Annotated in this window: 23 protein-coding genes; 9 read left to right on the top strand and 14 right to left on the bottom strand. The window is 69.4% G+C overall.

Annotation, left to right across the window (positions count from 1 at the left end; genetic code table 11):
- Positions 1 to 3: 3 nt before the first annotated feature.
- Positions 4 to 1,878 carry a chemotaxis protein CheA gene (locus MNQ95_RS14140; protein ID WP_162410549.1) on the top strand — a complete coding sequence of 625 codons (1,875 nt, stop codon included), beginning with the start codon at positions 4 to 6 and terminating at the stop codon, positions 1,876 to 1,878.
- Positions 1,879 to 1,920: 42 nt separating this feature from the next.
- Here the strand turns inward: MNQ95_RS14140 and MNQ95_RS14135 are convergent, their stop codons facing one another.
- The 6 genes from MNQ95_RS14135 to MNQ95_RS14110 all read right to left on the bottom strand — a co-directional run bounded on the left by MNQ95_RS14135 (position 1,921) and on the right by MNQ95_RS14110 (position 10,629).
- Positions 1,921 to 2,853, bottom strand: a complete 933-nt coding sequence (locus MNQ95_RS14135; protein ID WP_241953255.1) for a hypothetical protein — start codon at positions 2,851 to 2,853, stop codon at positions 1,921 to 1,923.
- Positions 2,854 to 2,877: 24 nt separating this feature from the next.
- Positions 2,878 to 5,520 carry a hypothetical protein gene (locus MNQ95_RS14130; protein ID WP_241953254.1) on the bottom strand — a complete coding sequence of 881 codons (2,643 nt, stop codon included), beginning with the start codon at positions 5,518 to 5,520 and terminating at the stop codon, positions 2,878 to 2,880.
- Between the two features lie 432 nt (positions 5,521 to 5,952).
- Positions 5,953 to 8,070: a M56 family metallopeptidase gene (locus tag MNQ95_RS14125; protein ID WP_241953253.1), complete on the bottom strand. Its 2,118-nt coding sequence runs from the start codon at positions 8,068 to 8,070 to the stop codon at positions 5,953 to 5,955.
- Positions 8,063 to 8,482 (bottom strand): BlaI/MecI/CopY family transcriptional regulator, encoded by a 420-nt coding sequence (locus MNQ95_RS14120; protein WP_241953252.1) that lies wholly within the window; start codon positions 8,480 to 8,482, stop codon positions 8,063 to 8,065. Before MNQ95_RS14120 ends, MNQ95_RS14125 begins: the two co-directional genes overlap by 8 nt.
- Before the next feature lie 108 nt (positions 8,483 to 8,590).
- Positions 8,591 to 9,466: an HDOD domain-containing protein gene (locus MNQ95_RS14115; protein ID WP_241953251.1), complete on the bottom strand. Its 876-nt coding sequence runs from the start codon at positions 9,464 to 9,466 to the stop codon at positions 8,591 to 8,593.
- Between the two features lie 245 nt (positions 9,467 to 9,711).
- Positions 9,712 to 10,629: a M14 family metallopeptidase gene (locus MNQ95_RS14110; RefSeq protein ID WP_241953250.1), complete on the bottom strand. Its 918-nt coding sequence runs from the start codon at positions 10,627 to 10,629 to the stop codon at positions 9,712 to 9,714.
- Between the two features lie 316 nt (positions 10,630 to 10,945).
- Between MNQ95_RS14110 and MNQ95_RS14105 the strand changes: the two genes are divergently transcribed.
- Positions 10,946 to 11,281 carry a YkgJ family cysteine cluster protein gene (locus MNQ95_RS14105; RefSeq protein ID WP_425501349.1) on the top strand — a complete coding sequence of 112 codons (336 nt, stop codon included), beginning with the start codon at positions 10,946 to 10,948 and terminating at the stop codon, positions 11,279 to 11,281.
- Between the two features lie 17 nt (positions 11,282 to 11,298).
- Positions 11,299 to 11,502 (top strand): hypothetical protein, encoded by a 204-nt coding sequence (locus tag MNQ95_RS14100; RefSeq protein WP_162410556.1) that lies wholly within the window; start codon positions 11,299 to 11,301, stop codon positions 11,500 to 11,502.
- 33 nt (positions 11,503 to 11,535) lie between these two features.
- Here the strand turns inward: MNQ95_RS14100 and MNQ95_RS14095 are convergent, their stop codons facing one another.
- The 7 genes from MNQ95_RS14095 to MNQ95_RS14065 all read right to left on the bottom strand — a co-directional run bounded on the left by MNQ95_RS14095 (position 11,536) and on the right by MNQ95_RS14065 (position 19,509).
- On the bottom strand, positions 11,536 to 13,239 hold the full coding sequence (locus MNQ95_RS14095) for a hypothetical protein (RefSeq protein WP_241954458.1): 1,704 nt from the start codon (positions 13,237 to 13,239) through the stop codon (positions 11,536 to 11,538).
- A gap of 24 nt (positions 13,240 to 13,263) precedes the next feature.
- The gene (locus tag MNQ95_RS14090; RefSeq protein WP_241953249.1) at positions 13,264 to 15,003 is read right to left on the bottom strand and encodes a TIR domain-containing protein; all 1,740 of its coding nucleotides are present in this window, start codon (positions 15,001 to 15,003) and stop codon (positions 13,264 to 13,266) included.
- A 478-nt stretch (positions 15,004 to 15,481) separates the two neighbouring features.
- A complete protein-coding gene (locus MNQ95_RS14085) occupies positions 15,482 to 15,829 on the bottom strand; it encodes a response regulator (RefSeq protein ID WP_162410561.1) in 348 nt (115 codons plus the stop codon).
- Positions 15,830 to 15,833: 4 nt separating this feature from the next.
- The gene (locus MNQ95_RS14080; RefSeq protein WP_241953248.1) at positions 15,834 to 16,955 is read right to left on the bottom strand and encodes a PAS domain S-box protein; all 1,122 of its coding nucleotides are present in this window, start codon (positions 16,953 to 16,955) and stop codon (positions 15,834 to 15,836) included.
- Positions 16,956 to 16,985: 30 nt separating this feature from the next.
- The gene (locus tag MNQ95_RS14075; protein WP_425605675.1) at positions 16,986 to 17,939 is read right to left on the bottom strand and encodes a 1-acylglycerol-3-phosphate O-acyltransferase, YihG family; all 954 of its coding nucleotides are present in this window, start codon (positions 17,937 to 17,939) and stop codon (positions 16,986 to 16,988) included.
- Positions 17,940 to 18,210: 271 nt separating this feature from the next.
- The gene (locus MNQ95_RS14070) at positions 18,211 to 18,702 is read right to left on the bottom strand and encodes a hypothetical protein (RefSeq protein ID WP_162410563.1); all 492 of its coding nucleotides are present in this window, start codon (positions 18,700 to 18,702) and stop codon (positions 18,211 to 18,213) included.
- A 132-nt stretch (positions 18,703 to 18,834) separates the two neighbouring features.
- Positions 18,835 to 19,509, bottom strand: a complete 675-nt coding sequence (locus tag MNQ95_RS14065; RefSeq protein WP_241953247.1) for a hypothetical protein — start codon at positions 19,507 to 19,509, stop codon at positions 18,835 to 18,837.
- A 136-nt stretch (positions 19,510 to 19,645) separates the two neighbouring features.
- On the opposite strand from MNQ95_RS14065, the gene MNQ95_RS14060 reads away from it, so the two are divergent.
- The 6 genes from MNQ95_RS14060 (at position 19,646) to MNQ95_RS14035 (ending at position 24,118) form a co-directional block, all read left to right on the top strand.
- On the top strand, positions 19,646 to 19,873 hold the full coding sequence (locus MNQ95_RS14060; RefSeq protein ID WP_241953246.1) for a hypothetical protein: 228 nt from the start codon (positions 19,646 to 19,648) through the stop codon (positions 19,871 to 19,873).
- A gap of 297 nt (positions 19,874 to 20,170) precedes the next feature.
- Complete coding sequence (locus tag MNQ95_RS14055) at positions 20,171 to 20,677, top strand: YciE/YciF ferroxidase family protein (protein ID WP_162410566.1); 507 nt, start codon at positions 20,171 to 20,173, stop codon at positions 20,675 to 20,677.
- A complete protein-coding gene (locus tag MNQ95_RS14050) occupies positions 20,677 to 21,840 on the top strand; it encodes a zinc-dependent alcohol dehydrogenase (protein ID WP_162410567.1) in 1,164 nt (387 codons plus the stop codon). Before MNQ95_RS14055 ends, MNQ95_RS14050 begins: the two co-directional genes overlap by 1 nt.
- Positions 21,841 to 21,957: 117 nt before the next feature.
- Positions 21,958 to 23,046 (top strand): NAD(P)/FAD-dependent oxidoreductase, encoded by a 1,089-nt coding sequence (locus MNQ95_RS14045; protein ID WP_241953245.1) that lies wholly within the window; start codon positions 21,958 to 21,960, stop codon positions 23,044 to 23,046.
- Positions 23,047 to 23,124: 78 nt separating this feature from the next.
- Positions 23,125 to 23,520: a DUF1398 domain-containing protein gene (locus MNQ95_RS14040; RefSeq protein ID WP_162410569.1), complete on the top strand. Its 396-nt coding sequence runs from the start codon at positions 23,125 to 23,127 to the stop codon at positions 23,518 to 23,520.
- A gap of 139 nt (positions 23,521 to 23,659) precedes the next feature.
- On the top strand, positions 23,660 to 24,118 hold the full coding sequence (locus MNQ95_RS14035) for a hypothetical protein (RefSeq protein WP_241953244.1): 459 nt from the start codon (positions 23,660 to 23,662) through the stop codon (positions 24,116 to 24,118).
- Positions 24,119 to 24,151: 33 nt separating this feature from the next.
- Here MNQ95_RS14035 and MNQ95_RS14030 read toward each other — a convergent pair whose 3' ends face one another.
- A complete protein-coding gene (locus tag MNQ95_RS14030) occupies positions 24,152 to 24,715 on the bottom strand; it encodes a cysteine hydrolase family protein (protein WP_162410571.1) in 564 nt (187 codons plus the stop codon).
- Positions 24,716 to 24,726: the final 11 nt, after the last annotated feature.

Here is a 24,726-nt window from a genome sequence, read left to right as displayed (position 1 = left end):
GCCATGAGCGGCGTGACCCCGGAAATCGCGGCCGACTTCATCGTCGAGGCCCAGGAAATCCTGGACCGGCTGGGCGAGCAGCTGGTCGCGCTCGAACATGCGCCCGACGACCGCGAACAGCTCAATGCGGTGTTCCGCGGCTTCCACACGCTCAAGGGCGGAGCCGGCTTCCTCGGCATCCATGGCATGGTCGAACTGTGCCACGCGGCGGAAGAGACGCTCGGCAGCGTGCGCGCCGGCCAGGCCGTGCTCGAAGCGCAGCACTTCGATGCGGCGCAGCGTTCGCTGGACTGGCTGCAGGCCATGCTCGACGCGGTCGCCGGCGGAACCGAACCGGTCCATGCACCGGCCGAGCTGATCGCACAGTTCAGCCTCGATCCGGTGGCCGTGCCGGCACCGGTCGCGTCGCCGGCACCGGTGGCCACTGCAACGGGCGGCATGATCGACGATGACGAGTTCGAGGCGCTGCTCGACCAGCTGCACGGCACGGCCGCGCCCGGCGTGCAGCCCCCTGCCGTGGCTCCGTCCAGGCCCGCCTCGGGCATGATCGACGACGACGAATTCGAAGCGCTGCTCGACCAGCTGCACGGCGCCGCCGCACCCGGTGCACATGCCATGCCGGCCGTCGTGCCGCCCAGCGCGCCCGCGCGCGCACCCTCTCCCGCCGTGCCCGCACCCGTTGCAGCGCGGCCGGCCGCGGCGCCGCCGCGCGCCGCGGGTGGCGGCGAAGCCGAGCAGACCGTGCGCGTGGATACGCGCCGCCTGGACGCCATCGTCAACCTGATCGGCGAACTGGTCCTGGCCCGCAACCGGCTCAAGACCCTGCGCACCCGGCTCAAGGACGAAGAGCTGGACCGCGCGGTCGGCACGCTCGACGTGGCCACCGCGCGCCTGCAGTCGGCGGTGATGCGCACGCGCATGCAGCCGGTCGGCAAGGTGTTCTCGCGTTTCCCCAAGGTCGCCCGCGACGTCGCCCGCTCCCTGCAGAAGGAAGTGGAACTGGAGATGGTCGGCGCCGAGACCGAGCTGGACCGCAACCTGGTCGAAGCCCTTGCCGATCCGCTGGTGCACCTGGTCCGCAACGGCATCGACCACGGCGTCGAAGCGCCCGCGTTGCGCGAAGCCGCGGGCAAGCCGCGCGTGGGCCGGCTGCGCCTGTCCGCGCAGCAGGAAGGCGATTACGTCGGCATCGAAGTGCAGGACGACGGCGCCGGCATCGATCCCGAACGCCTGCGCGCGAAAGCGCGCGAGAAGGGCCTGATCGACCCCGAGGCCGCCGCGCGCCTGGGCCCGGAGGAATGCCTGCACCTGATCTTCCTGCCCGGCTTCTCGACCAAGGCCGAAGTAACCGACATTTCCGGGCGCGGCGTGGGCATGGACGTGGTCCAGTCGCGTATCCGCGAACTGGGCGGGCAGATCCAGATCCAGTCCGAACTGGGCCGCGGCAGCCGCTTCATGATCCGCGTGCCGCTGACCCTGGCGATCCTGCCGACCCTGCTGGTGCAGGCCGGCGAAGCGGTGTACGCGCTGCCGCTGGCGCGCGTGCTGGAAGTGCTGCACGCCGCGCCGGCTTCGCTGGGCTGGTTCGACGGCCGACCGGTGCTGGACCGCCAGTCGCATGCCCTGCCCCTGCTCGACCTGCGCCGCTGGCTGGGCATCGAGGCATGCGAAGCGACGCTGCTCACCGTGGTCGTGTTGCAGATGGGCGACTCGCGCTTCGGCCTGATCGTCGACCAGGTCCGCGGCCGCGAGGAAGTGGTGATCAAGCCTTTGCCACGCGCCCTGCGCGGCCTGCCCGGCTATGCCGGCGCCACCCTGATCGGCGACGGCCGCCTGGCCCTGATCCTGGACGTGGACGGACTGCGCGAGTCGGGCTGAACCGTGCGCGCGGCCGCCGGCGATTCCCGGCGGCCGCAGCACTCATCCGCGCACGCCGTTGGCGGTCGGTCGCGGCGGCGGCGGACACGGCCGGCCATGCGCCGGGTCACAGCGGATCTGCCGCTTCACTTCGTCGCTGATTTCCTGGATGAAGTCGTCGCTGATCGTCTGCGAGCGGTCGTCGGGCACCCGCGTGTCCCACGGGCCGCCGCAGACCTGCAGCTCGGCGGTGGCCACGCCACGGAGGTTCTGCAACGCGAACTGCCGGGCATTCATCTGCGCCGCCGCGGTGTCCGCCTGCTCGCTGGCCACGAAGAACCGCGTCTCGCCGTTCTCCGGCCCGCACACCACCGCACCGGCGCCGCGCGAAGTGCTGATCAGCAGCGTCTTCCAGCCGTCGGCCGGGTCGAACTTCGCTTCCAGTTTTTCCACCGCCTGGCGCGACGGACGGTTGCCGGCCACCACAACGCGGCCGGTGCGGCGGTTACCCATCACCAGCAGCCAGGCCGGATTGCCCGGCGCGTCGAACGACAGGATTTCGATCGCCGGATTGTTGGACGGCGTGTCGAGCGACACGATCTCGATTCCCGGGCTGTGGGCCGCCGACGCCGCCTTGGCGATTTGCGGCGCGGGCGCCGCAGTGCCGTTGCGGCTCCACGCCACTCCCTGGAAGCGGGTGGCGCCGCCGCATTCGGGACACGACTGCTGCGCCAGCGCGGACTGCGTGCGGGTGATCGCCTCGACCGAGGGGCGCATCTGGCAGTAGCCCTGCGCCTGGCCGCGCAGCAGGCCCTTGCCTCGCAGGTAGCCGAGGAATTCGGCGCCATAGCCGGCACGCTCGGCCATCGGCCCGATCGGCATCACCGGCGAGACGAACACCGTGCCGCTGGCCGGATCGGGCACGTAGCAGAAGAAGTGGCTCAGCTGCTGCGCCGACAGTGGAGCGCTGGCGGCCAGCAGGAAGAGAGGCAGCATCCTGCGCAATGACATGGGCATGGCTCAGTCCGCTCCGTGGCTGCGCAGGTAGCCGGCCGCGACTTCCGCGGACTGCTGGTGGGCCGCGTAGGTGCGGTTGGCGTCGGCCTCGCTGTAGCCCTGCGCGATCGCGCGCTTGTACATCGTGTAGTAGTCGAACGCCTGCCCACACATGGCGTACAGCTGCTGGTCGCCGCCGCCGGACACGGCCTTCTGCTGGTAGTTGGATTCCGTGAATCCCGCGCACGCCGACTGCGCCAGGTTCGGTCGGGTCGGATAGCTGCCGCCACCGCCGCTTGCCATCCCGGCCAGGCTGCTGGCGGCCCCCATCCCGGAAACACCACCGGTGACCAGCTCCTGGCCCGCGGCGCCCAGGATCGAGGCCGCGGCGCTGTCGGGATTTGCGATCGTCGCGCCGACCAGTGCGCCCCCCATGATCTGCTCGGCGCTGCCACCGTGGTAACCCACCGTCGCCGCACCGACCGTGGCGATGGCCAGGGTCCCGAGCATGCGCCCGATGCCCGAGCCGCCGGAGGCCTCGTCCCGCGCCTGCTGCTCGGCCAGTTCCCGTGCGGCGCGCTCGCGCTCGCGCGCAAGGTCGGCGCGCATCCGGGCCTGGCGCGTCCGCAGTTCGGGCACCAGGGCGGCGAGTGCATCGCGATCGCTCGGCCAGTAGCGCAGGGAACCGTCGTAGCTCTGGCTGCCGTCAGGGTTCAGCTTGACCGCCGTTGCTTTCTTGCGGGTCGGCCGGCCGCTGTCATCGACATCGTAGAAGATGGCCAACAGGGTGTCCGCGTCCAGCGGCAGGAATTCGTTGTTCTCCTTCGAGTCCACCGTGCGGTAGGTCTGCGTGGCCGGATCGAGGCGGTAGTCGGTCATCTCCGGCGACTGGTGGACGCCACCATCGTTGACCGTGCCACCGACGATGCGGAACACCCCGTCCTTGCCGCCCCACAGGTACCGCTTCCACTCGATGTATGCACGCTCGCCCTGGGCCTGCCACCCGAACTGCGTGCGCAGGGTGCGATCCTCCAGACGGGCCAGGATCGCCTGCACCGCTGAAACGCGCTCGGCGCGCCATGCCGGATCTTCCAGCACCGGCGCGGCCGGACCGGTATCCACCGCGACCAGCGGCGCAGGAATCGATGCGGCACCGGCCGGCACCATGCCACCGCCCGGCTTGCCGGGCTTGCGCTTGACCTGCAGCGTGTAGGAACGGCCCGGTACGCCCACGGGCACGAACCAGTAGTAGCCGCCGCCGGCGGTCATCGAGTGGATCTGGTTGAAGGTGAGGAAGGCCTCCCTGCGCTTCGCGCCGGCCACCTGCTGCAGGTTGGCCATGCAGTCGGGCCCGTGCGCCAGCCCGAGGTGCGACACGACCAGCCCCGGGACGTACGCATCGTCGGCCTGCGTGGTGATTTCCCAGCGGTCGCCCGGCTGGGTCTGGAGCAGGTAGCAGTCATAGCGGTTGCCCTGGCGATCGATACCCGACACGCCGGGGCTGAAGCTTCCGCTGATGGTTCCGGCGCCGCTGATGACGCGCACCGGATACGATCCGGCCGCGTTACCTGGAGCAGGCGCGACGGCTGGCACGGCCGCAGCGGATCTGACCGCGGGAGAAGCCGCAAGGCCCACCGCCGGCGCGGGCGCGGCGCCCGCGGTGGCCGCGACCGCCGTGTTCGTACCCGCCGCCTGCAGCGCGGTGTACACGTATTCCATGCGCACGCTGTTGTCGCCCTTGAGCTGCTGTTCGACCCAGCTGCCGCCATCGCGGCGGGAGATGCGCATGGCCGGCTCGAGCACGCCTTGCTTCGGGAACAGCAGCGATCCATCGGCCTGGACGCGCGCGAGGCGCGTCGTCTTCAATCCCTTGCGTTCGTTCACGACCTGCAGCTCGCCCGGCACCGGGGTGCGGCTGATCGTGGTCTTCGAGAACGCGCTGCCGTCGTCCAGGTGGGTTTCCGCGATAAGCATGCGCTGGCCCGGTTCGATCCAGCTGAACTCGAACACGCGTGGGCGCGAGCCGATATCGAGGCGCCAGCGTTGCCCGATGAAGCCTGCGTAGTCGCCCCATACCGCGATTTCGGCTTCCGTCGCCCCACCCCCGGCGACCGTTCCCGGCCCGGCGGCAGCGGCGAGCGAAGCCGGTGCCCGGGCCACGGGCGCGTTCGCGATGAATGCCTGGTCCAGGGTGCCGCGGCCGTCCACGTAGCGCCCCCCGACGAGCTTCACGGATCGTTCCTGGAGGCCGTTGTCCGTCCCGACCGTCATCCGGTAGGGCATCTTCAGGATCCCCTGGTGGACGAACACGATCGAGCCATCCGCCTGCGGCGTACCGAGCCATCGGCGATGGATCGTAGGAAAACTCTCCAGGGTTTCGGCCTGGAGGATGTGGGCGCCATCCTCCGACAGGGTGTAGTCACTGACGTTCTTGGTGATGCGCGCGCCCTGCCATTCGGTACGCCGCAACGTGCGCCCGTCCTCGCTCCATTCGAAAGCGATGCCGGAAGCAGGCGCGTCCCGTTTGCTCAGCTTCTGCCCTGCCAGGCCAGCCAGCAGCTCCCATGCAGAAGCCGAAGGCCTCTCGGCCGACTGCGCCGACACGCCGCCGCTGGCCAGCACGGCCATGCACAGCGCCAGCAGCATCGCCGGCATTCCCTTGATCATCCTTCGCATCGATATCCCCTGTTCCGTAGTCCGAGTGCCGGCCACGACCACGGACGCACGGATGCGTTCGAGCCCGCAGGCATGCCACCGGGGAAGATCGGCCGTGATGCGGCGTTCTTGAACCGCCATGCGCGATCACGTGGCCGTTCCGGCCGCGCGCGCGCAGGTTCATCGATATCCCCCTGCCGCAGGCCCGTCGAACGCGCCATGGACGCGCGATGTGGCAGTGGCGGCGAGAGCCTAGCCGATGGCCGGCGCCCGAAAAGCCCCTGATCAGGACTGGACGCGGGAGGCGGAATGTGTTGCGTGCGGCGCGATCACGCCGGATGCAGGTGGCGCCGAACCCGGCCGGGGGACATCTCGCCCGGCGGCTCCCCATGCCATGGACATACCGAAGCGGGCACCCGCGCGGGGTGCCCGCCACGTCACAGCTTATTGCCGCTGCGGCGACGGCTTCGCCAGCCCCTTCTCCAGCGACTCGGCGATCAGGTTGCGGGTATCGCGTTCGGCGCGCTGGCTTACCTGGTCCATCTGCTTGCCGAGGCCATCCATCTGCCTGCCCAGTGCTTCCATCGGCAGGGAGGCCTGCTCCATCTGCCGCGACAGCGCTTCCATGGGCTGCATGCGCTGCTGGTGGCGTCCGGCCTCCGCTTCGAGCTTCTGCGACTGGGTTTCCATCCGCTTCGACAGCGCTGCCTGCTCGCGCTCCAGTACCTGCATCTGGTCCTGCAGCTCGGCCTGGCGCCTGACGTCGCGATCAGCGGATGCATCGGCCAGGGCCAGCGAAAGGCGGGCCTGGCGTTCGCCCAGTTCGCCCTGCTCGCTACCCAGCGCTTCGAGCTGGCGGGACACCGCTTCGAAGCCTGGCGGTGAGCCCATGTCGCCCGAAGCCTTCTCCATCTCGCGGCCGATGGCCTCCATCTTCCTGCCGTGGCCTTCCATGTCCTGGCTGAGCGCGCGCATCCGCTCGCCCAGCACGTCGGCTTCAGCCCATGACTTCCGCACGCGCGCCACGGTCGCAGGATCGGTGACCACGTAGTCCTTGCCGCCGCGGCGGAACCAGAGGAAGTCGCCATCGACCGAGCGGCGCACCGTTTCGATCTGCGGCATGTCATCGCTGGAGCCGGACATCAGGTAGCCGTCGCTGCCCTTGCGCACCAAAGCGTACGGCTCGCCGTGGGTGCCATGCTGGCGCATGCCGGCGATGACCGGTGCAGGCGGCGCGGGAGGCGCAGGCGGCGCCTTGCCCGCACTGGGGGTCGGCGGCGCGGGAGGCGCGGGCGGCGCCTTTTCCGCGCTGGGGGTCGGCGGAGCCGGGGGCGCAGGCGGTGCCTTGAGGGTCGGCGCTACCGGCGCTGCCGGCGGCGCGGGCGGCGCCGGAATGGAGGACGCACGCGTTCCCTTCGCGACCGGGGCGGCCTGCGCGGTCGTCGAAGTGCGCGGCGCAGGCGCGGGTGCGGCGGACGGCGAGGCGAGCACGCCCACGGCGGCGGGCGCCAGGGTGATCGCCGGCGCAACCGACGCCTGCGGATCGCGCTGTGCATGGGCGTAGAAGGCCAGGCCGGCGGCAGCCAGTCCGATCAGCGGGAAGACCAGCCGGCCACCGCTGCTGACACGGCCGGGACGGACGAGGTTTTCGATGCGCGACATGAGGTGTCCTCTGTGGTTGCCGAGCGCGGCAAGTGCGGGTTGCGGGAGCAGGCCAGGCGCGGTGCGTGCGTCTGCCAGGGCCGCCAGGGCCAGGGCCAGCCGTCGGGGATCGCCCATGGCCTCGGCGGCGATGCGGTCGGCCACGTGCTCGCGTTCGTCACGGATGCGACGCGACAGCCACCAGGTGACCGGGTGGTAGAACAGCAATGCTTCGGCCAGCCCTTGCAGCAGGTTGACCAGGTAGTCGTGGCGGCGCACATGCGCCAGCTCGTGCGCCAGCAGCGCTTCGAGGTAATCCGCCGGCAGGCGGGACAGCAACGACACCGGCAGCAGCACCATCGGCCGCCACCAGCCGACCGCGGCCGGCGTGTCGATCTCGTCGACCAGGCGCAGGGTGACCGTGCGTCGTACGCCGCAACGTGCCGCCAGCGCATCGACCCGCTGCTGCCATTTCTGCTGGATGTGCGGCAGCGGCAGCAACGGCAGGCGATAGACCCACCACACCCCGGCTGCCATGCGCAGCGACAGCGCGCACGCCCCGGCTGCCCACGCGGCGACGATCCAGGGCAGCAGGGCGTCCACGCGCCACTCCGCCGGGCCAGCGAGCAGTGCCGGCCCGGCGAAAGCCGCCGCCGGCGCCGCGGACAGACCCGCCAAGGGCACCATGTCGGCGGGACCGCCGGGCGCCATGTCCGCCAGCTCCCAGGCGACCGTGGCCATCGGCAGGAGCACGCAGGCCAGCAGTGCCAGGCACGCCACCGCGTAGCGCAGCTGCGGTCGCGCGTTGCGCAGCAGTTGCAGCGCAAGCGCCGCCAGCAGGCCGATCAGCCCGCCCTGCCAGAGGAAATGCAGCAAGGCCCGGCCCAGCACCGGAACCAGTTCGGCGATCTGCTCATGCATGGCCGGTTCCTCCCTGGTCCGCGGGCGGCACTTCGGTTTCCTCGAGCAAGCGCCGGATCTCGTCGCGCTCGCCTTCGCTGACGTGCCCCTCCAGCGCCGCCATCACCAGTGCCTTGCCCGAGCCGGAAAACACCTTCTGGATCAGCTCGTCGAGCAGGTTGGTCTGCAGCGCATCGCGCGCATGCGCAGCGGCGTAGACATGCGAACGCTTGCTCTCGTCGCGTACCACCAGGCCCTTGCCGTGCATCACCTGCAACAGGCGCAGCACGGTCGCCGGCTGTACTTCCGGGCGCTCCACCTGCAGCGCCAGGTGCGCTTCGCGTGCAGTCGACGGGCCCTGCCGCCAGATCACCCGCAGCAGGTCCAGCTCGGCGGCGGTCGGCTTCGGGGGTCGGGTATCGGGTCGGGACATGGGCAGGCATCCATCGGGCGATGGAGCGATCCTGCACCTTCCAGACAGGATTGTCTAGAACAATCTGTCTAGGTCAAAAGTCATGGGTCATCGGCCCGGATCCGGCCCTCACGCGAGCGCCTGTCCGAGGTCCATCGAAGCGAGCGCGGCGGGTCCGGCCGACGCCAGCGCCCGACCCAGCCCGCCCATTGCGGCCACGTCATCGAGCGCCTGCTCGTCCAGCGCGCCCAGCAGGCGCGGGGACAGCTGCCACTCCGCTGCCACCAGCCGCCCGATGCGTGGCGACCAGCGCTGCAATACGTCGGCGACCCTCTCGGGCGGCAGGGTTTCCTGTCCGCGGCTGGCCGCTTCGTCGCGCAGGGTCTGCACCACGACAATGGCGCCCAGTCCCTGCAGCAGCGCCAGCAGCTGGGCGGCGAAGGCATCCTCGCCTTCCACTTCCCGGGCCACGCGCGCGCCTTCCAGCGCGGCGTGCTGCGTGTGCTCCCAGATCCGCTCGGGCAGGCGCCCGAACATCCCCCGTTCGGTACGCATCACCGGCTGCATCAGCGCCACCGCCACCAGGCGGCGAAGGCCTTCGGTGCCGATCAGTGCAACCGCGCGATCGAGGCTTTCAACGGGCGCAGGCTGGATCCGGTACAGGGAGCTGTTCGCCAGCCTGAGCAGCGCGGCCGCGAGCGCGGGATCGCGCGCGATAAGCGCGGCGATGCGCTTGCCGGAGGCTTCATCGTCGTTGAGCGTGCCGAGCAGCTCGGGCAGCAACTGCGGCCGGCGTGGCAGGCGCTGCGGTTCGGACGCGAAACGCGAGAGCGCGCGTTCCGCCGCGCGCACGACCTCGTCGTCGGTAGCGCCAGGCGCGACCGGGTCATCGCCCAGTGCCGACTCCACCAGCGGCAACGCCCACTGGCGTCCGGGGTCGCTGTCGCTGCCATCGACACCTACCGCCACATCGGCCGCATGCCCCGCCTGCGACCGCCCAGGCATTGCCCGGGCGCGCCAGATCCACGCGCACGCGCCACCCGTCAGCGCCATGGCCAGCAGCCCCAAACCGATCCATCCCGACATCCGATCCCCCGGAAAAACTGCAAGGCACGCGTGGGCGGCCCGCCGGTCATCGCCGGACAGGCAGCGCACGCTCGCATCCCTTGCGCATTATCCATCACCGCGCGCTCCCGCCGACCGCTGCCTCTGCGCTGCGGCCAAGGCCGCACCGGCGACGCGTACCGGTCTCAGCCGTGCGCCAGCGCGTAGTCGATCGCCGCGCGCACCGCCGCGACCTGCGCGTCGTTGCATTGCGCGGCGGTGGCCTTGGGGCTGTCCGGATAGACCTCGGTGGTGGTCACGTACTTCGCACCGCTGATGCCCGCGCACAGGCCAAGCGACTTGACCGGATAGTTGATCACCCCCGGCGCCACCACCGGCGAGCCGATCATCATCCCTTGCGCGTCCGCCGGCGCGATGTGAGTAATCCGCTCCACCGCCGCGATGATCGCCTGCTGGAACTGCGGCTGCGGATTCTCGCTGTCGCCGACCAGGTAGAAGCCATCGGGAATGCCATTGGGCTCGAACGGCTTGCCGTCCCGTGCCGCCAGCGCCGGCCGGAATTCGGACTCGTCGCTGTCGGTGGTTTCATGCAGGTCGACATGGACCAGCACCCGCCCCTGCAGCGGCGCCAGCAAGCGCATCAAGGCGATGGATTCAAGCGCGGCGCCGTGCTCGCCGAAGGACCGGTTCGGATCCACCGCCGCCGGGTTCCAGCGCTGGACGTGCTCGTAGGCCCAGGGACTGACGCAGGGCACCACCAGCAGGTTGATCCGTCCCTCGTAGGCGCTGCCGCAGTCGGCGGCGAACTTGAGCGCGCCATGCACCCCGCTGGTCTCGTAGCCGTGCACGCCTCCGGTCACCAGCGCGACCGGGCGCGCATGGTCCCAGTCGCAGCCGTGCAGGGCGACCAGCGGATAGAAGTCGGGCGCGTAGTCGAGCTCGCCATAGGCCTGCACGTCCCAGTGGGCGTGCAACCGGGCCAACGGATCGAGCACGTCCTCGGCATAGCTGCGCTGGCGGCGCTGCTGCGCCCGCCAGGCGGACCGCTCGGCCTCGCCCCAGGGCTGGCCGGGAACGCCGATCGGATGGAAACGCTCGATCATTGGGGGGCCCCCGCATTCGTGATGCAGCCACTCTAGCAGCGTGCCGGCGTGCGACCGGCGAGGCATGCCAGCCAGGCCGCGGCCGGCCGGAGCCGGCCGTGCTCCGGCCCTGCTCCGGGCGTGGCCGCAAGTGGCCTGGACCGGCACCGCTCCGGCCCGGTTCACGCGCATGGAGTAGGATGGACCGGCGTCCCATGGCGCAATCCCCGCAACCCCTCGCCACCCGGGCGACGGTGCGCCTCGCTCCTTCATCGATGCCCCACCCGCGCGCAATGCGTGCGGCTCCACCGGATTCCGCGTGCCAGGCCACGAAGCCATCACCGATACCCCCGGGCGCAAGCAGTCGCGCCAGGCGGAGCCGTTGTGCAGCCGCTGCGATGCGGTGTGCTGCCGGCTGACCGTGGTGCTGATGCCGGAGGACGACCAGGTACCCCGCCACTTCGTCACGCGCAATGCCCAGGGCGTGGAAGTGCTGGCACACAACGAGGAAGGCTGGTGCGCGGCGATCGACCCGCTGCACATGCGTTGCTCGATCTATGACGAAAGGCCTTCCATCTGCCGCCGGTTCTCGATGGGCGGGCCCTACTGCCGGGATGTACGCGCCACCTACCGCGACCAGCGGCTGCGCGGCATCCCCTTGACCCTGTACTGACACGGAGAAGTTTCCAGATGGCGACGCGCAAGCCGATCAAGACCCCGACCGCGTACCGCAAGCCTGCCGGCGAAAGCTCGAAATCCGGCAACACGCTGACCAGCGAACGCATCTCCGACGACCTGGAAGCCTTCCGCAAGTCCGGAGGTCGCATCGAAGTGCTGGGCACGACCCGCGTGCTTACCCGCCTGGACGAGCCGGAAAAGAAGCCGGGCAAGTAACCGGCCGGCGCGCGGCGGCGCGACGGCCAGGCGTCAGATGCGCGAGGTCGGCAGCGGCCGCTCGCGGTGCATGAGCGACCATTCGGCGTGTTCGGTCAGCGCGGCCTCGCCCAGCGCGACCAGGATGCGGCGCTTCTCCGCCAGGCCGGACGCGCCCTGCAGCAGCCGCTGCGCCGAACCGAATATCCGCTGCATGAACCGGTACTGGCGGACCATTTCCTTGTCGGCCTTCTTGTGCACGTAGGCCTCGTGCACGCCGGCGGCGATCGAGACGAAGCCCATCGCCGACACCAGCACGTGCTTGAGGTGAGCATCGAACTGGCGCGCGAACAGGGCGAGCACCACGCTCAGTCCCACGCCCAGCCCGATGCACGCCAGCCCCAGCGACTCGGCGCGATGGTGCAGGCGCCCGCGGCGAAGCGACGCCGACGAGTAGTACGCCAGTTGCCCGCCTGACGTGGGCGTGCCGATCCATTCGGCGATCACCGCATCCACCTCCGCGGCATCGGCCTGCACCGGCACGCGCATGCCGTCCAGGCTGGCGCCCCGCATCACGTTGCGGATCCAGCCCAGTTCCACGTCCTGCTTCTGCAGGAAGTTGTCATGGGCCACGGCCGGCGTGCCGGGCTGCACGATGCCCGCGCGCCGCCAGTACGACTGCACTCGCAGGCCTTCGGCCAAGGTGCGGTAGTCCAGGTACTTGCGCTGCCATTGGCGACGGCTGGCCAGCGTCGCCACGCCCAGCCCGACCAGGAAAAGCAGCAGGAAACCGTAGATCACCAGGTCATGGCTGGCGACGTGGGTGTAGGTGAAGAAGGTGAAACCCATCAGCGCCACCAGCACGTAGGTGATCCACAGCACCCGCGCCACCCGCCGCTGGTAGGTGCGTGCCAGCCAGTCCGCGGCGGTGAAGGTACGCCAGATCGGGCACGCCGAAGCCGCCGGGGAAGTCGGCGCCTGTCCGGCGATCTGGCGCGCGTACTTGCGCGCGTCGATGTTGAACGCCTCCTGCCGGTGGAAGGTCCGCGCGAATGCGGGCGGCAGCGGGACTGCGACCTCGCGCCCCTCCTCCGCCACCAGCCAGCGTCCCCGCGTGCCGGCCAGGTCGGGATCGCCCTGGCGCGCCACCGGCAGGTGGTACACCACGTTCTCCTGGTCCGGGCCGAGCAATGTCGCCGCCGCGTGACGCCGCTCGGCCTCCCCGTACAGCGAACCGTGCAGGTGGTAGCGCACCACCTGCGCGGTGCCGCCCAGGCGCGTGGATTCCTCGCCGTCCCACAGCGCGAGCAGCACGTGGCAGTGGCTCGACACGAAGATCCCCGCCTGCGCGTACTGCCGGTCGCGTTCCGGCCCCGGTCCGGCCACCGACGCACGGGTCGTACCCGGCTCCAGCGGCAACTGCATCATTTCAACCCGACCCAGCAGGGCGTCGAACCGCTCCCTGCCCGGCCCGTCGAAATCCTCGCGGTACAGCTCCAGCGGCAGCGGCAGCGGCGCGATCACGCGCACGCCCAGTTCCAGCGCCACCTCGGCGACGAGCTGGTCGCTGCCCTCGGCCAGCGATGAAAGCAGCACCAACGGCAGGTTCGGGTGGCGCGACTGCACCTCCTGCAGTCCGGCGCGTACCCGCGCGTGCAACCCCGCAAGGTCGGCGTCGCGCAACTTTCGGTGGCCGGTAACTCCGACAACGAGGCTGTGGGTGAGCAACGGAGCCTCGTCTGTGTCGGTGTCCGTCATCGGCATCCCCATTCTTCCCGCGCCTCAGGCAGGCTGCACGTCGGCCTTCAGGGCCAGGCGATCCCTGGCGCCCCCGATCATCCCGTCGTACCGCGGATCGGAACGGATCGGATCGAGGTCGGAATCGGTTTCGATCCAGCTCAACATGCCCTGCGACGAGCGCGACACCACGTCTTCGAGGATGTCCAGGGCGCGGCCGTACTCGCCCAGCAGCGACATCGCGCAGGCCAGGTTGTATTGCAGGTTCGCGTTCTCCGGATCGACCAGGTGCGCACGCGTGGCCCACTCCATCGCCCGATCCTTCTGGCCCAGGGTCACCAGCATGGAGACGCCAAACCCGATCGCCCGCCCGTGCCCCGGGTCGTCCGCGACGATCTTCTCGATCCGCTTCATCGTCCGCTCGGCGGCCGCCTGCACCCGCGCCACGTCGCCCTTGGTCTCGCAGGCCTGGACGATGAAGCTGGCCGCGGTGAAGTCCGACTCCATCGCGTTGGCGGCGACCTCGAAGTAACCGATGGCCCGGTCGTAAAGGCGTAGGCCCATGCAGCTCAGGCCGGCGAGCCGGTTTGCCACATAGGACTCCGGCTCGAGGGCCACCGCCCGGTCCGCCGCTTCCAGTGCCTCGCCGAACTTGCCCACGCTGCGCAATGTCGCCGACCAGGCCGCGTGCGAATCGGCAAGGTGCGGACCCAGCTCCAGCGCCCGCTTGGCCGGATACTCCAGGTCTTCGTACGCCAGGTCGGCCTGCCAGAACAGGTTCCACTGCGCCAGCGCCATCGTCGCCCAGGCCTGCGCGTAGTTCGGATCCAGCTTGACCACGTGCTTGCAGATGCGGATGACGATCTCGTTGTTGCGCTCGTTGTCGCGCAGCCAGAACTGGCGCGCCATCAGGTACAGCTTGTAGGCCTCGGCGTTGGTGGTGGCGCGCTGCTCGAGCGCCTGCTTTTCCTGCGGCAGCAGGGTCAACTTCAGCGCCGAGACAATGGCCTTCGAGATCTCGTCCTGGAGGGCGAAGATGTCGTTGAGGTCGCGGTCGTAGCGCTCGCCCCAGACCTGCGAATCCCTGGCCGCGTCGACCAGCTGCGCGGTGATCCGCACCCGGTCGCCCGCCTTTCGCACGCTGCCGGCGAGCACGTGCGTGGCCTTGGTCTGGCGTCCGATGTCGGCCACCCCGCCGGTCGCGCCCTTGAACGAGAACGCCAGGTTGCGCGACACGATCGACAGCGCCGAGACCTTGCCCAGGTCGGTGATGATGTCCTCAGTGATGCCGTCGGAGAAGTATTCCTGCTCGGGGTCGCCGCTCATGTTGGCGAACGGCAGCACGCAGATGCTGACCTGGCTGCTCTTGCGCGCGGGGACCGGATCCGGCTTGGGCGCGCCGAGCTTGCCTTCCAGTGCCTTGCACAGGCTCACGAACGCCGCATGGCCGCGATCGCCGTCCCAGTCGTCCAGGTCGGTCGCGTGCAGGGCCCGGAAGTCGATCGGGAGCTTGGCGTGCTCGAAACGCACCGGCACCAGCACGCCGCGGTCGGCCGCATCGCGCGCCTCGCCGCGGACCCAGCGCGAATCGACCGACTGCGGCGTCCACACCACGATCAGCGAACGGGCACCCTCGAGTTCGCGCGAGATCAGGGAGTCGAATTCCTCGCCCGGATTGATCTCCGGATCCCACCATACCGACCAGCCCTGGGCCTCCAGCGCCGCGACGAGCGGCGCGACCCGGGCGCGATCCTGGCGGGAATAGGAAACGAAGATGTCGGCCAAGCATCGCCTCCAGTCGGAAGAAGCGTCGCACTTGCCACGCACTTGCCGTCCAACCCGTGCCGGGATGCCTGCCAGGTCGCCATGCCCCCGCGCGCAGCCGTAGCGGCCACACGCCCGCGGACCGTCGATCCGCCGGACGATTAGGCTCTCCCCCGCCGTTCAGGTCAACCGGCGAGCCATGCGCGGTCATGGACTCCGGCGTGGCCATGGATCGCGCAGGCCGTCGCACCCTCGCCGGTCAAGCCGGACTACGGTTACCTGTGGTGGCTCAACACCGGGCGCCAGGCCATTCCCGCCGCGCCCGAAAGCGCGTTCTGGGCAGCCGGCTTCGGCGGCAACCACGTATACGTCGACCGCGAGCACGACCTGGTGATCGTAGTCCGCTGGACCCCGGACCTGGCCGGCGTGGTCACCCGGGTACTGGCCGCTTTGGAGTGATCGTCGGCGGGAGGCAGCCCGCCGTGCCGGGGGCGAACGCTCAGTTCCCGCCCAGCGCGGCAAGCAGGTCGCGCACGTGGTACGGCTTCTCGAGGAACTGCGCATTCGCCGGCAAGGTCGGCAACTGCGCCAGCGCATAACCGGAGATCAGCACCGTGCGACAGGAAGGGCGCGCCTGCAACGCGGCCTCGGCCACGTCCACGCCGGTCACCCCACCCGGCATGCTGATATCGCTGACGACGTAGTCGAACCCTTCGTTCGCGGCGAGCAGCTCGCGCGCGGAGTGGCCGTTGCTGGCCTGGGTGACCTCGAAACCGGCCTCCTCCAGAGCGATGGTGGTCACCATCTGCAACAGCTCGTCGTCTTCCACGTACAGCAGTCTGGGCACGTTGTTACTCCACGACCGGAACGGCGATGGTGACACGGGTCCCGGCACCCGGCTCGCTGTGGATGGAAGCGAAGCCACCGGACTGGCTCGCGAAACCGAAGACCTGGCTCAGGCCCAGGCCGCTGCCCCGCCCCACGTCCTTGGTGGTGAAGAACGGCTCCATCGCGCGCAGGCGCACCTCCTCGCCCATGCCCGGGCCGTCGTCGGTGACCGTGATGTAGAGGTAGCGCCGCCCGGGCTGGAGATCGGGATGGACGCCATCGGCCGGTTGCACGACGCGGGTGGCGATGACGATGCTTCCCTGCGCGGTCATCGCATCGCGCGCGTTGGCCACCAGGTTCATCAGCGCCGCCTCGAACCGGGCGCCGTCCACGTAGGCGACGGGGTCACCGTCGACCAGGTCCAGCGTGCAGGTGGCGATCGCACCGGCGGCGCGCCGGTACACCTCGATCGATGCACGGATGAGCTCGTTGACGTCCAGGTTCGCCGGCGACAGGTTCTGCCCGCGCGCGAACGCGAGCATCTGCCGGGACAGCATGCTGCCGCGATGCGCCGCCTTCTGGGCGGCATCCACCAGCTGCTGGCGGCGCTCCTCGGAGGAGGTCCTGGCGATCAGGTCCAGGCTGGCCGTGACCACCGCCAGCACGTTGTTGAAGTCGTGGGCGATACCCAGGGTCAGCTGGCCGATCGCATGGATCTTCTGCGACTGGGCCAGCGTCCGCTCGGCTTCCTGCAGGCGGGTCTGCGCCTTGAACCGCTCGGTGACATCCTTGGTCACCTTGACGAAACCCATCAGCTCGCCGTCCTGCCAGATCGGATCGATCACGATGTTGGCCCGGAACTGCGAGCCGTCCTTCCTGACCCGCCAGCCCTCCGCTTCGAAACGGCCCTCGCTCCTGGCCGTGGCCAGCCCGCGCTGGGGTTCGCCCCGTCTCACGTCGTCCTCCGTGTAGAACTGCGAGAAGTGGTGGCCGATCACTTCGGCGTCGGTATATCCCTTGATCCGCCGGCCACCTGGATTCCAGCTCAGGATGTGGCCCTCCGGATCGAGCATGTAGATGGCGTAGTCGGTGAGGCTCTGGACCAGCAGCGCTTCGGCGTTGAACGGGAACGAGGAGGCGGCCATGGATGCGCGTGCTGTGCTGTGCTGGGCAATCTAGGCGTCGGTTCGTGACGGAGGCGTGGAACGGGACCGCTGCGCTGCTGCGCCCGGACCCTCCGTCCCCGGATCCAGCATCCGCTCCAGGTCGCGGTCCTTCTCCTCCCACAGTCCGTTCATCCATTTCTGGAAGCGGGCCCTGAAGGCGCGATCCTCCTGGTAGTTGCCGGCGGCCAGTTCGGCCGGGATCGGGCGCTGTCGCACCAGCACGCGCACGTTCGGCACGCGATTGGCCATCAGGTCGATCATCGAAGGGCGGCCGCCCGGATAGGCGATGGTGACGTCCAGGATCGCGTGCAGGCCGTCGCCCATCGCATCGAGCACGAAAGCCACGCCCCCGGACTTGGGCTTGAGCAGGTGCCGGAAGGGCGAGGCCTGGCCGTCATGCTTCTGCGGGGTGAAGCGGGTGCCCTCCACGAAGTTCATCACCGAAACCGGGATGTCGCGGAACTTGTCGCAGGCCCGCCGGGTCGCCTCCATGTCGCGGCGACCCAGCTCGGGATTCTTCGCGATCTGCTTGCGCGTGAACCGGCCCATGAACGGGAAATCCAGCGCCCACCAGGCCAGTCCCAGCACCGGCACCCAGAACAGCTGGCGCTTGAGGAAGAAGCGCAGGAACGGCGCGCGCCGGTTGAACACCTTCTGCAGGACGAGGATGTCGACCCAGCTCTGGTGGTTGGCCAGGACCAGGTAGTGGCCGTCGCGCTCAAGCGTGCCGTGCTGTTCGACCTCGAAGCGCGTGCCGGTGAATGCCGCCATCATCGCGCTGTTGACCGCGATCCAGCTCTCGGCCAGCCCGGTCAGCACCGAATTGCACGCCCGCCGCAACGGCGCGAACGGCAGCAGCGCCTTGAGCACGCCGACCGCAAGCAGGGGCAGCGCATGGACCAGCGTATTGAGCACCACCAGCGCCATGATCAGCGCCAGACGCAACCACAGGATGGGGGACACGGTCGGACCTGCAGACGAGGGCCGGCAAGCCTAGCAAATTCGTCATCGATCGCACGACGCGGCGCCCGGCACCGATGCCGCGGACGCGCGCGCCGCAAGGCGCCACCGCCCGGCGTGGAAGCTCGCGAGCCCGCGCTGCGGAAGAAAAAGCGGCCGCATCCTGGTGGAAGCGGCCGCCCACGCGCACCGGTAGGGTTTCCCCATGGCGGGGACCGGTGCGCCCGGCGCCAAGGGGAAGGACGCCGGTTGCCACAACGTCGCGACGACCGCCTCAATGCACCAGCGGAATCGCCTGGGCCAAGCGGGCCTGGCCTGCCAGGCCCAGGCGGCGGCTGACATGGATCACGCGCGCGGCCTTGCCCGGCGGGATCACCTTTGCGAACTCGACCAGGTACTTCTCGCGCAGGTCATGGATCTTCTGGTCGCGGTCCAGCAGCGATCGCACGTATTCCATCGATTCTTCGTCGTTCAAATCCGCATACTCGCTCGCATACTCGCGTATCGCCCCGACCTGGCCATCGATGATGGCCGCCTTCTCGGTCTGGAACTTCTTGAACACGGGCCAGAAACGCGTCGCCTCGTCGGCGGTCAGCGAGATCGACTTTGACACCACCTCGGTCTCGATCACCTGTATCTCGTCGCGGAACTCCGCCAGCAACTGCTGGGTCGTCTTCTGGCCAGCTTGACCAGCCGCAGCGGGCTCGGCCGCCGATACCGGCAGAACCGACAGTAACCCGATTGCCAGTACCACGGACTTGAACATCGTACCTGCGCTCCCCTTGGCTAACCGACGTCGGATGCATCGGACTGGGCGCAGCCTAGCGGGTCGCAAACGCAGGTGATGTAGGCCTCTGGGCCAATGCCGCCGTGGCTGCGCGGCAGTACAGGGCGACGGTCACAGCGTGCGTATGGTGTCGCCGCCATGGGCCGTCAGCATTTCCTGGGCGCGATCGCGCTGGGCGTCGTCGAAGGCGTGCACGACGACCGCGCAGCGACCCTCCTTCAGCGCGGTCCGGACCTTGGCGACGTAGGGGCTGTGATCGGGCCGCAGCGACACCAGGCCGCCGGCCATGAGTCCGAACACGCCGCCGTAGCCGACGATCAGGGCGGCGGCCAGGCCGGGGGACAGCACCACCGCCTCGAGTCCGGACATGTACAGCACGGCGAAGAGTGTCGCGCCCATCGCCAAACCGATAAGCCCCAGCTTGTAGTGCGCGACGAGGATGGTGCGGAAGATGCCGCGGCCTTCCGGTTCCATTTTGCGACCGGGCCGGGTGTCGAGCGGGGTGATGACCTGCACCTGCCCCTGCTGCGCGCCGAGCATGTGCTGGACCTGGCGCGCGATCGCGCGCGCCTCCGCTTCGCTGTCGAACACTGCCGCGACCTTGCTGTCGGATATCTCGCCGGTGACGGAGGAAAGGAGGTTCATGGCCTGCCTGCCGTTGATTTGGGAACGCATGCAGGCTCCCACCCGAGCGATCAGTGGAACGTGAGGCCCGGACGCGAAAATCGGGCGAACGTTCAGGCAGTCCGCAAGGAGGTTGGTGATGCAGGCCAGCCTGTGCAGCACCAGGCATTTGATGAACGATTTGGCCAGCGAAAGATGTAAAGCAGGCCTTCACCGAAAACACGCCGCATGGGTAATGCGGCCTTGTGCATCCTGCAATCGAACCATGGCACCCGGCCATGGCAGCAGGAGCGCCGAGATGGCCAATCAGAACCAGAACCAGCCGAACCAGAAGCAACAGGGCCAGCAGGGCCAGCAGGGCCAGCAGGGCCAGCAGGGCCAGCAGGGCCAGCAGGGTCAGCAGAACCCGCGCGACGACGAGCAGGGCAAGCAGGACCAGAACCGCCAGCAGCAACAGCAGGACCAGGACCAGCAGCGCAATCGCGACAAGGACCAGAACAGGAACGACCAGGGCCAGCAGCGCTGATCCCATAGACGAGCCGCAGTCATCGCGGAGAGGGCCTCTACGGAGGCCCTCTTGGTTTGACGGGTTTGCGAGGCGAACGCCATGAAGCATGAGCAATCCCCTCCCGCGCATCCCCCGCTTCCGCGGCGCGGAGAGCAGACGGGCAAGCGCGAGGGCGACCAACGCAACGATCCCGCCGTGCAGCCCGGCGCCCGGGAAGGCCAGCCTGGAATCCGCGAGCGTCGCGACCGGCAAGCCGAGCGCAGGCCGCGCCCACCCCACCCCACCCCATGAACCACGACATCGGAACAAATCCACATGACCATCAAGACCATCGAAGAATTGTTCGTCCATGAGTTGTCCGACATCTACAGCGCCGAGAAGCAGTTGACCAAGGCGCTGCCCAGGCTGGCGCGCGCAGCCGACAACCCCGCGCTCGCCGACGGCTTCACCACCCATCTCGCCGAGACCGAGGGACAGATCGAACGCATCGACCGCATCGTCGAGGTCTTGGACATCCGCCTGAAGCGGATCAAGTGCGCCGCCATGGAGGGCCTGGTAGAGGAAGGCAAGGAGATCATCGACTCCATCGATGCCGGACCGTTGCGCGATGCCGCCCTCATCGGCGGCGCCCAGAAGGTGGAGCACTACGAGATCGCCGCCTACGGCACCCTCGCCGCGCTGGCCAAGCAGCTGGGCTACAAGCAGGCCCTGCCGCTGATCCTGGAGACCCTGGAAGAGGAAAAGGCCACCGACGCGAAACTGACCCTGCTCGCCGAGCAAGGTGGCAACCAGCGCGCCGCGCGCGAATCCAGGGCTGCGTGATGAAGGCCCTCACCTACCAGGGGGCGCGCGACGTGCGGGTCGAGACCGTGCCGGATCCGGCGCTGGTCGCACCGGACGACATCATCCTGCGGGTCACCGCCACCGCGATCTGTGGCTCGGACCTGCACATCTACCGCGGCAAGATCCCGGGGATGGAGGATGGCGACATCCTCGGCCACGAATTCATGGGCGTGGTCGAGGAGGCCGGGCGCGAGGTCACCCGGGTCAAGGTCGGCGACCGGGTGGTGATTCCGTTCGTGATCGCCTGCGGGCAGTGCTTCCACTGCCTGCTCGACGAGTTCTCCGCGTGCGAGACCACCAACCCCGGCAGGGGCGCGGCGATGAACGCCAAGAAGATCAAGCCGCCGGCTGCGCTGTTCGGCTACAGCCACATGTATGGCGGCGTGCCGGGCGGCCAAGCCGAGCTGGTGAGGGTTCCCAAGGCCAACGTCGGCCCGCTGCCGGTGCCCGACGTCCTGAGCGACGAACAGGTGCTGTTCCTCTCCGACATCCTGCCTACCGGCTACCAGGCCGTGCTCAATGCCAAGCTCGGACCCGGCTCGACCCTGGCGATCTTCGGCGCCGGGCCGGTCGGCTACATGGCGGCCGCCTGCGCGCGGATGGTCGGGGTCGAGACCATGTTCATGGTCGACCACAACGAGTACCGGCTGGAGTTCGCGCGCCGGACCTACGGGATCATTCCGATCAACTTCGACGAGCAGGACGACCCGGCCGCCGTGATCGTGGAAGCCACCGCCGGGCGCGGCGTGGATGCCACCATCGAGGCGGTGGGCTTCGAGGCCAAGGGCAGCACCACCGAAACGGTGCTCACCACCTTGAAGCTGGAAGGCTCCAGCGGCCACGCCTTGCGCCAGTGCATCGCCGCCACGCGGCGTGGCGGCGTCGTCAGCGTTCCGGGGGTGTATGCGGGATTCATCCACGGCTTCCTGTTCGGCGATGCCTTCGACAAGGGCCTGACCTTCAAGATGGGCCAGACCCACGTCCAGGGACTCATGCCCGAGCTGCTCGAGGCGATCGGCGAAGGCCGGCTCGCGCCCGAGGCGATCATCTCCCACCGCATGAAACTGGCCGACGCCGCCCGCGGCTACGAGATTTTCAACGCCCGCGAGGACGACTGCCGCAAGGTGGTGCTGACACCCTGACCGACCACGCGGCCGCCGCCAGGCCGCGTGCGCCCACCGCCACTTCACGCCCGCTTCTTCCACGCCCCGCACGCCGCCTCCAGTCTTCCGCCATCCCAAGATGACGGTGGGGCCGCAATGCCCGCTTCAACCCCCGACCTGATCGTGGTCGGCGCCAGCTTCGCCGGTGCCGCCTGCGCGATCGCCGCCGCCCAGCGCGGACTGCACGTGTGCGTGCTTGAGCGCAAGCATGACCCCGGCGAGAAACTGCACACCACCGGGATCATCGTGAAGGAGGCGGCCGAACAGACCCTGCTCGGCCGCGTGCCAGCCACGATGGTACGGCGCGTCGAACAGGTACGCCTGTACGCACCCAGCCTGAAGCAGGTCGCGCTGGCGGCGCCGGGCTACTACTTCCTCACCACCGACACGCCGGCGGTGATGCGCTGGCTTGCCACGCAGATGCGGACCAATGGGGTCGACCTTCGCCTGGGAAGTGCGTTCACCTCCTGCGAACGCAGCACCGAGGGCTGGCGCGTGGATGGCGTCGGCCACGCCCGCTACCTGGTCGGGGCCGATGGTGCGCGCTCGCGCGTGGCGCGGCACTGCGGCCTGGGTGGTGTGCGCCAGTTCCTCTACGGAATCGAGTACGAATTCCCGGGTGCCCGGCTCGCCCATCCCGACGCCCTGCACTGCTTCATCAGCCGCCGCCATGCGCCGGGCTATATCGGCTGGATCGCGCAGAACCCGACCGGGATCCAGGCCGGGCTGGCGCTGCGCCACGACCCGGCGCGCGCGCGCGTTCCCGACATCGACGACTTCCTGCTACGCGTGGGCCAGGCTGGCGGGTTGCCGCGCCTGCTGCGGCCCGGCACCACCCGCGCCGGGCTGATCCCGTGCAGCGGCCCGGTGTTCGACCTGGCCCGCGACCGCGCCATCCTGGTCGGCGATGCTGCCGGCGTGGTCTCGCCGGTCACCGCTGGCGGCATCCATTCGGCCTGGGAGCACGGCTGGACGGTCGGGCGGGCCATCGCTGCCCGGCTGCGCGATGGAGGCCCGGAACCGGAACAGGTGGCGATCGATGCCGCCCCGCGCTTCCGCTTCAAGCGTGCCCTGCGCTGGGCCTACGACCGGATGCCGTTCGACTGGCCGTTCGACCTGCTGCTGCAGACCCCGCCGCTGCGCTGGGCGGCCGAACAGGTGTACTTCCACAAGCGCGGCAGCTGATCGGTTCGCCCTCGCCGCGCCATCACGCCCGGGGAGTAGAGTCCACGCGGTCCACCGCGACAGTTCCGAAGGAGTCCAATGTCCCACGCCACGCACGAGCTGATCCGCGAAGCGGCCGCCGGCTCGGCTGAAGGACGGCTGCATTTCGGCCAGGTGATCGGACTGATGGTCGTGGCGGGCGTGGACAGCTACGCCGTGGACTACCGCAGCGCCCGCGCCACCTACTACCCGCGTGACGGGGCCCCGCTGGACCTGCCCCTGGAGACGCCGGACATGCCCATCCCGGAGGGATTCAACACCGTCGCGCTGAAGACGGCCATCGCCGGCTCCCAGCGCGGCGTGGTGACGTATCCACAATTCAAGCGGCTGTCGATGGCCGCCGGCTGCGTCGGCTACACGGTGTGGATCGCGGGCCGGCACGTCACCTACTACGGCCGACGCGGCGAAACCCACGTGGAGCAGTTCCCGGACTGAGCACGATGCGGGCGCGGGCCGCATCCATGCCGCCAATCGGGCTTCGCGTGTGCGAATCCGACAACTGCGGCCCGATTCTGGATGCCGCCTTCACCGGCGTGATGCCAGCGTACGCATCCACCTCCCACATCGACCTGCAATGGACGCAGCGCCGCGCACCACCCTCGACCTCCGCCTCGCCGACGCCTGTCGCGTCGAGCACTACGGCCTGTCCGTCCTCCAAGCCATCGCCAACAACGCGGCCTTGCCGTGGGACGTGCGCGAGCGCGCCGACCTGCACCATGTCGAAACCGAAGCCCAGCTGGGCCGGCTCGCCCGCGCACTGGAAACCCTGGACCCGGCATTGCGCGCGCGCCTGGCCGGTTCGATCGAGCCTTCGGCGAGGCTGATGGCCATTCCGGACTGGGTCCGGCTGGAACGGCGCGAGATCGCTGCGTACATGGACCTGATGCCGTACGCGCGGCATGCCCACCTGGAAGGACTCGCCCGCGACTGCGCCTCGGCCCTGGACCTGCAGCGGTCGGTGCTGCACTGGCTGGAATCGCTGGACGCATCGGCGCCAGGTACTGCACCGTCGGCGCTGCGCACGCCGGCATAGGCAACACGCATCGGAGCTGCTGCCGGTTCCCGGCTACACCGGAAACAGCCCATCCATTCGTGCACTCGAACGCACGTCGCCCAGCAACGCCGTCCTGACGATGGCCAGGGCGCCCTCCTTGCGCGCCGGCGTCTGCGCGGCGACGCAGTCGCGGGGCACCCACAAGCGGTACTCGCGCATGTTGGCGTCCTGCGCGGTCACCAGCACGCACGAATCCGCCGCCAGTCCGGTAACCACCAGCCGGCGCACGCCGAGCTTGGCCAGCAGTACCGGCAACGCGGTCGCCAGGAACGCGGAATGCTTGGGTTTGAGGATGTAGTAGTGGTGCGGCGCCGGGCGCAACCGGCCGACGATCGTCGCCGGCACGCCACCGGCGGCGATGCAGCGCCCGATCAGGTCGCTGAACTCGCCCTGCCAGTGGGTGAAGTTGTCGTTGACGTAGACGACGGGGGCACCGGCTGCATCGAAGCGCGCCCTCAGTGCGGACAGTGCCGGCACGATCGAAAGCGCATCGCGGGCCAACCGCCCGCCGCCTTCGAAATCGAACAGGTTCACCATGTCCAGGATCAGCAGCGCGGTGTCCTTGGCCGATGCCATCGGTGGTTCCG

It is taken from the genome of Pseudoxanthomonas daejeonensis (assembly GCF_022637495.1).
Classification (GTDB): Bacteria; Pseudomonadota; Gammaproteobacteria; order Xanthomonadales; family Xanthomonadaceae; genus Pseudoxanthomonas; species Pseudoxanthomonas daejeonensis.
This window is presented reverse-complemented; position numbering and strand designations above follow the sequence as displayed.

Coding starts and splice junctions, on each gene's coding strand:
- MNQ95_RS14040 (WP_162410569.1), top strand. CDS start 23,125: ATGTCCCACGCCACGCACGAGCTGATCCGCGAAGCGGCCGCCGGCTCG.
- MNQ95_RS14125 (WP_241953253.1), bottom strand. CDS start 8,070: ATGCATGAGCAGATCGCCGAACTGGTTCCGGTGCTGGGCCGGGCCTTG.
- MNQ95_RS14060 (WP_241953246.1), top strand. CDS start 19,646: ATGGCCAATCAGAACCAGAACCAGCCGAACCAGAAGCAACAGGGCCAG.
- MNQ95_RS14095 (WP_241954458.1), bottom strand. CDS start 13,239: ATGACGGACACCGACACAGACGAGGCTCCGTTGCTCACCCACAGCCTC.
- MNQ95_RS14070 (WP_162410563.1), bottom strand. CDS start 18,702: ATGTTCAAGTCCGTGGTACTGGCAATCGGGTTACTGTCGGTTCTGCCG.
- MNQ95_RS14140 (WP_162410549.1), top strand. CDS start 4: ATGAGCGGCGTGACCCCGGAAATCGCGGCCGACTTCATCGTCGAGGCC.
- MNQ95_RS14045 (WP_241953245.1), top strand. CDS start 21,958: ATGCCCGCTTCAACCCCCGACCTGATCGTGGTCGGCGCCAGCTTCGCC.
- MNQ95_RS14135 (WP_241953255.1), bottom strand. CDS start 2,853: ATGCTGCCTCTCTTCCTGCTGGCCGCCAGCGCTCCACTGTCGGCGCAG.
- MNQ95_RS14050 (WP_162410567.1), top strand. CDS start 20,677: ATGAAGGCCCTCACCTACCAGGGGGCGCGCGACGTGCGGGTCGAGACC.
- MNQ95_RS14030 (WP_162410571.1), bottom strand. CDS start 24,715: ATGGCATCGGCCAAGGACACCGCGCTGCTGATCCTGGACATGGTGAAC.
- MNQ95_RS14080 (WP_241953248.1), bottom strand. CDS start 16,955: ATGGCCGCCTCCTCGTTCCCGTTCAACGCCGAAGCGCTGCTGGTCCAG.
- MNQ95_RS14115 (WP_241953251.1), bottom strand. CDS start 9,466: ATGCCTGGGCGGTCGCAGGCGGGGCATGCGGCCGATGTGGCGGTAGGT.
- MNQ95_RS14055 (WP_162410566.1), top strand. CDS start 20,171: ATGACCATCAAGACCATCGAAGAATTGTTCGTCCATGAGTTGTCCGAC.
- MNQ95_RS14100 (WP_162410556.1), top strand. CDS start 11,299: ATGGCGACGCGCAAGCCGATCAAGACCCCGACCGCGTACCGCAAGCCT.
- MNQ95_RS14035 (WP_241953244.1), top strand. CDS start 23,660: ATGGACGCAGCGCCGCGCACCACCCTCGACCTCCGCCTCGCCGACGCC.
- MNQ95_RS14120 (WP_241953252.1), bottom strand. CDS start 8,482: ATGTCCCGACCCGATACCCGACCCCCGAAGCCGACCGCCGCCGAGCTG.
- MNQ95_RS14130 (WP_241953254.1), bottom strand. CDS start 5,520: ATGATCAAGGGAATGCCGGCGATGCTGCTGGCGCTGTGCATGGCCGTG.
- MNQ95_RS14110 (WP_241953250.1), bottom strand. CDS start 10,629: ATGATCGAGCGTTTCCATCCGATCGGCGTTCCCGGCCAGCCCTGGGGC.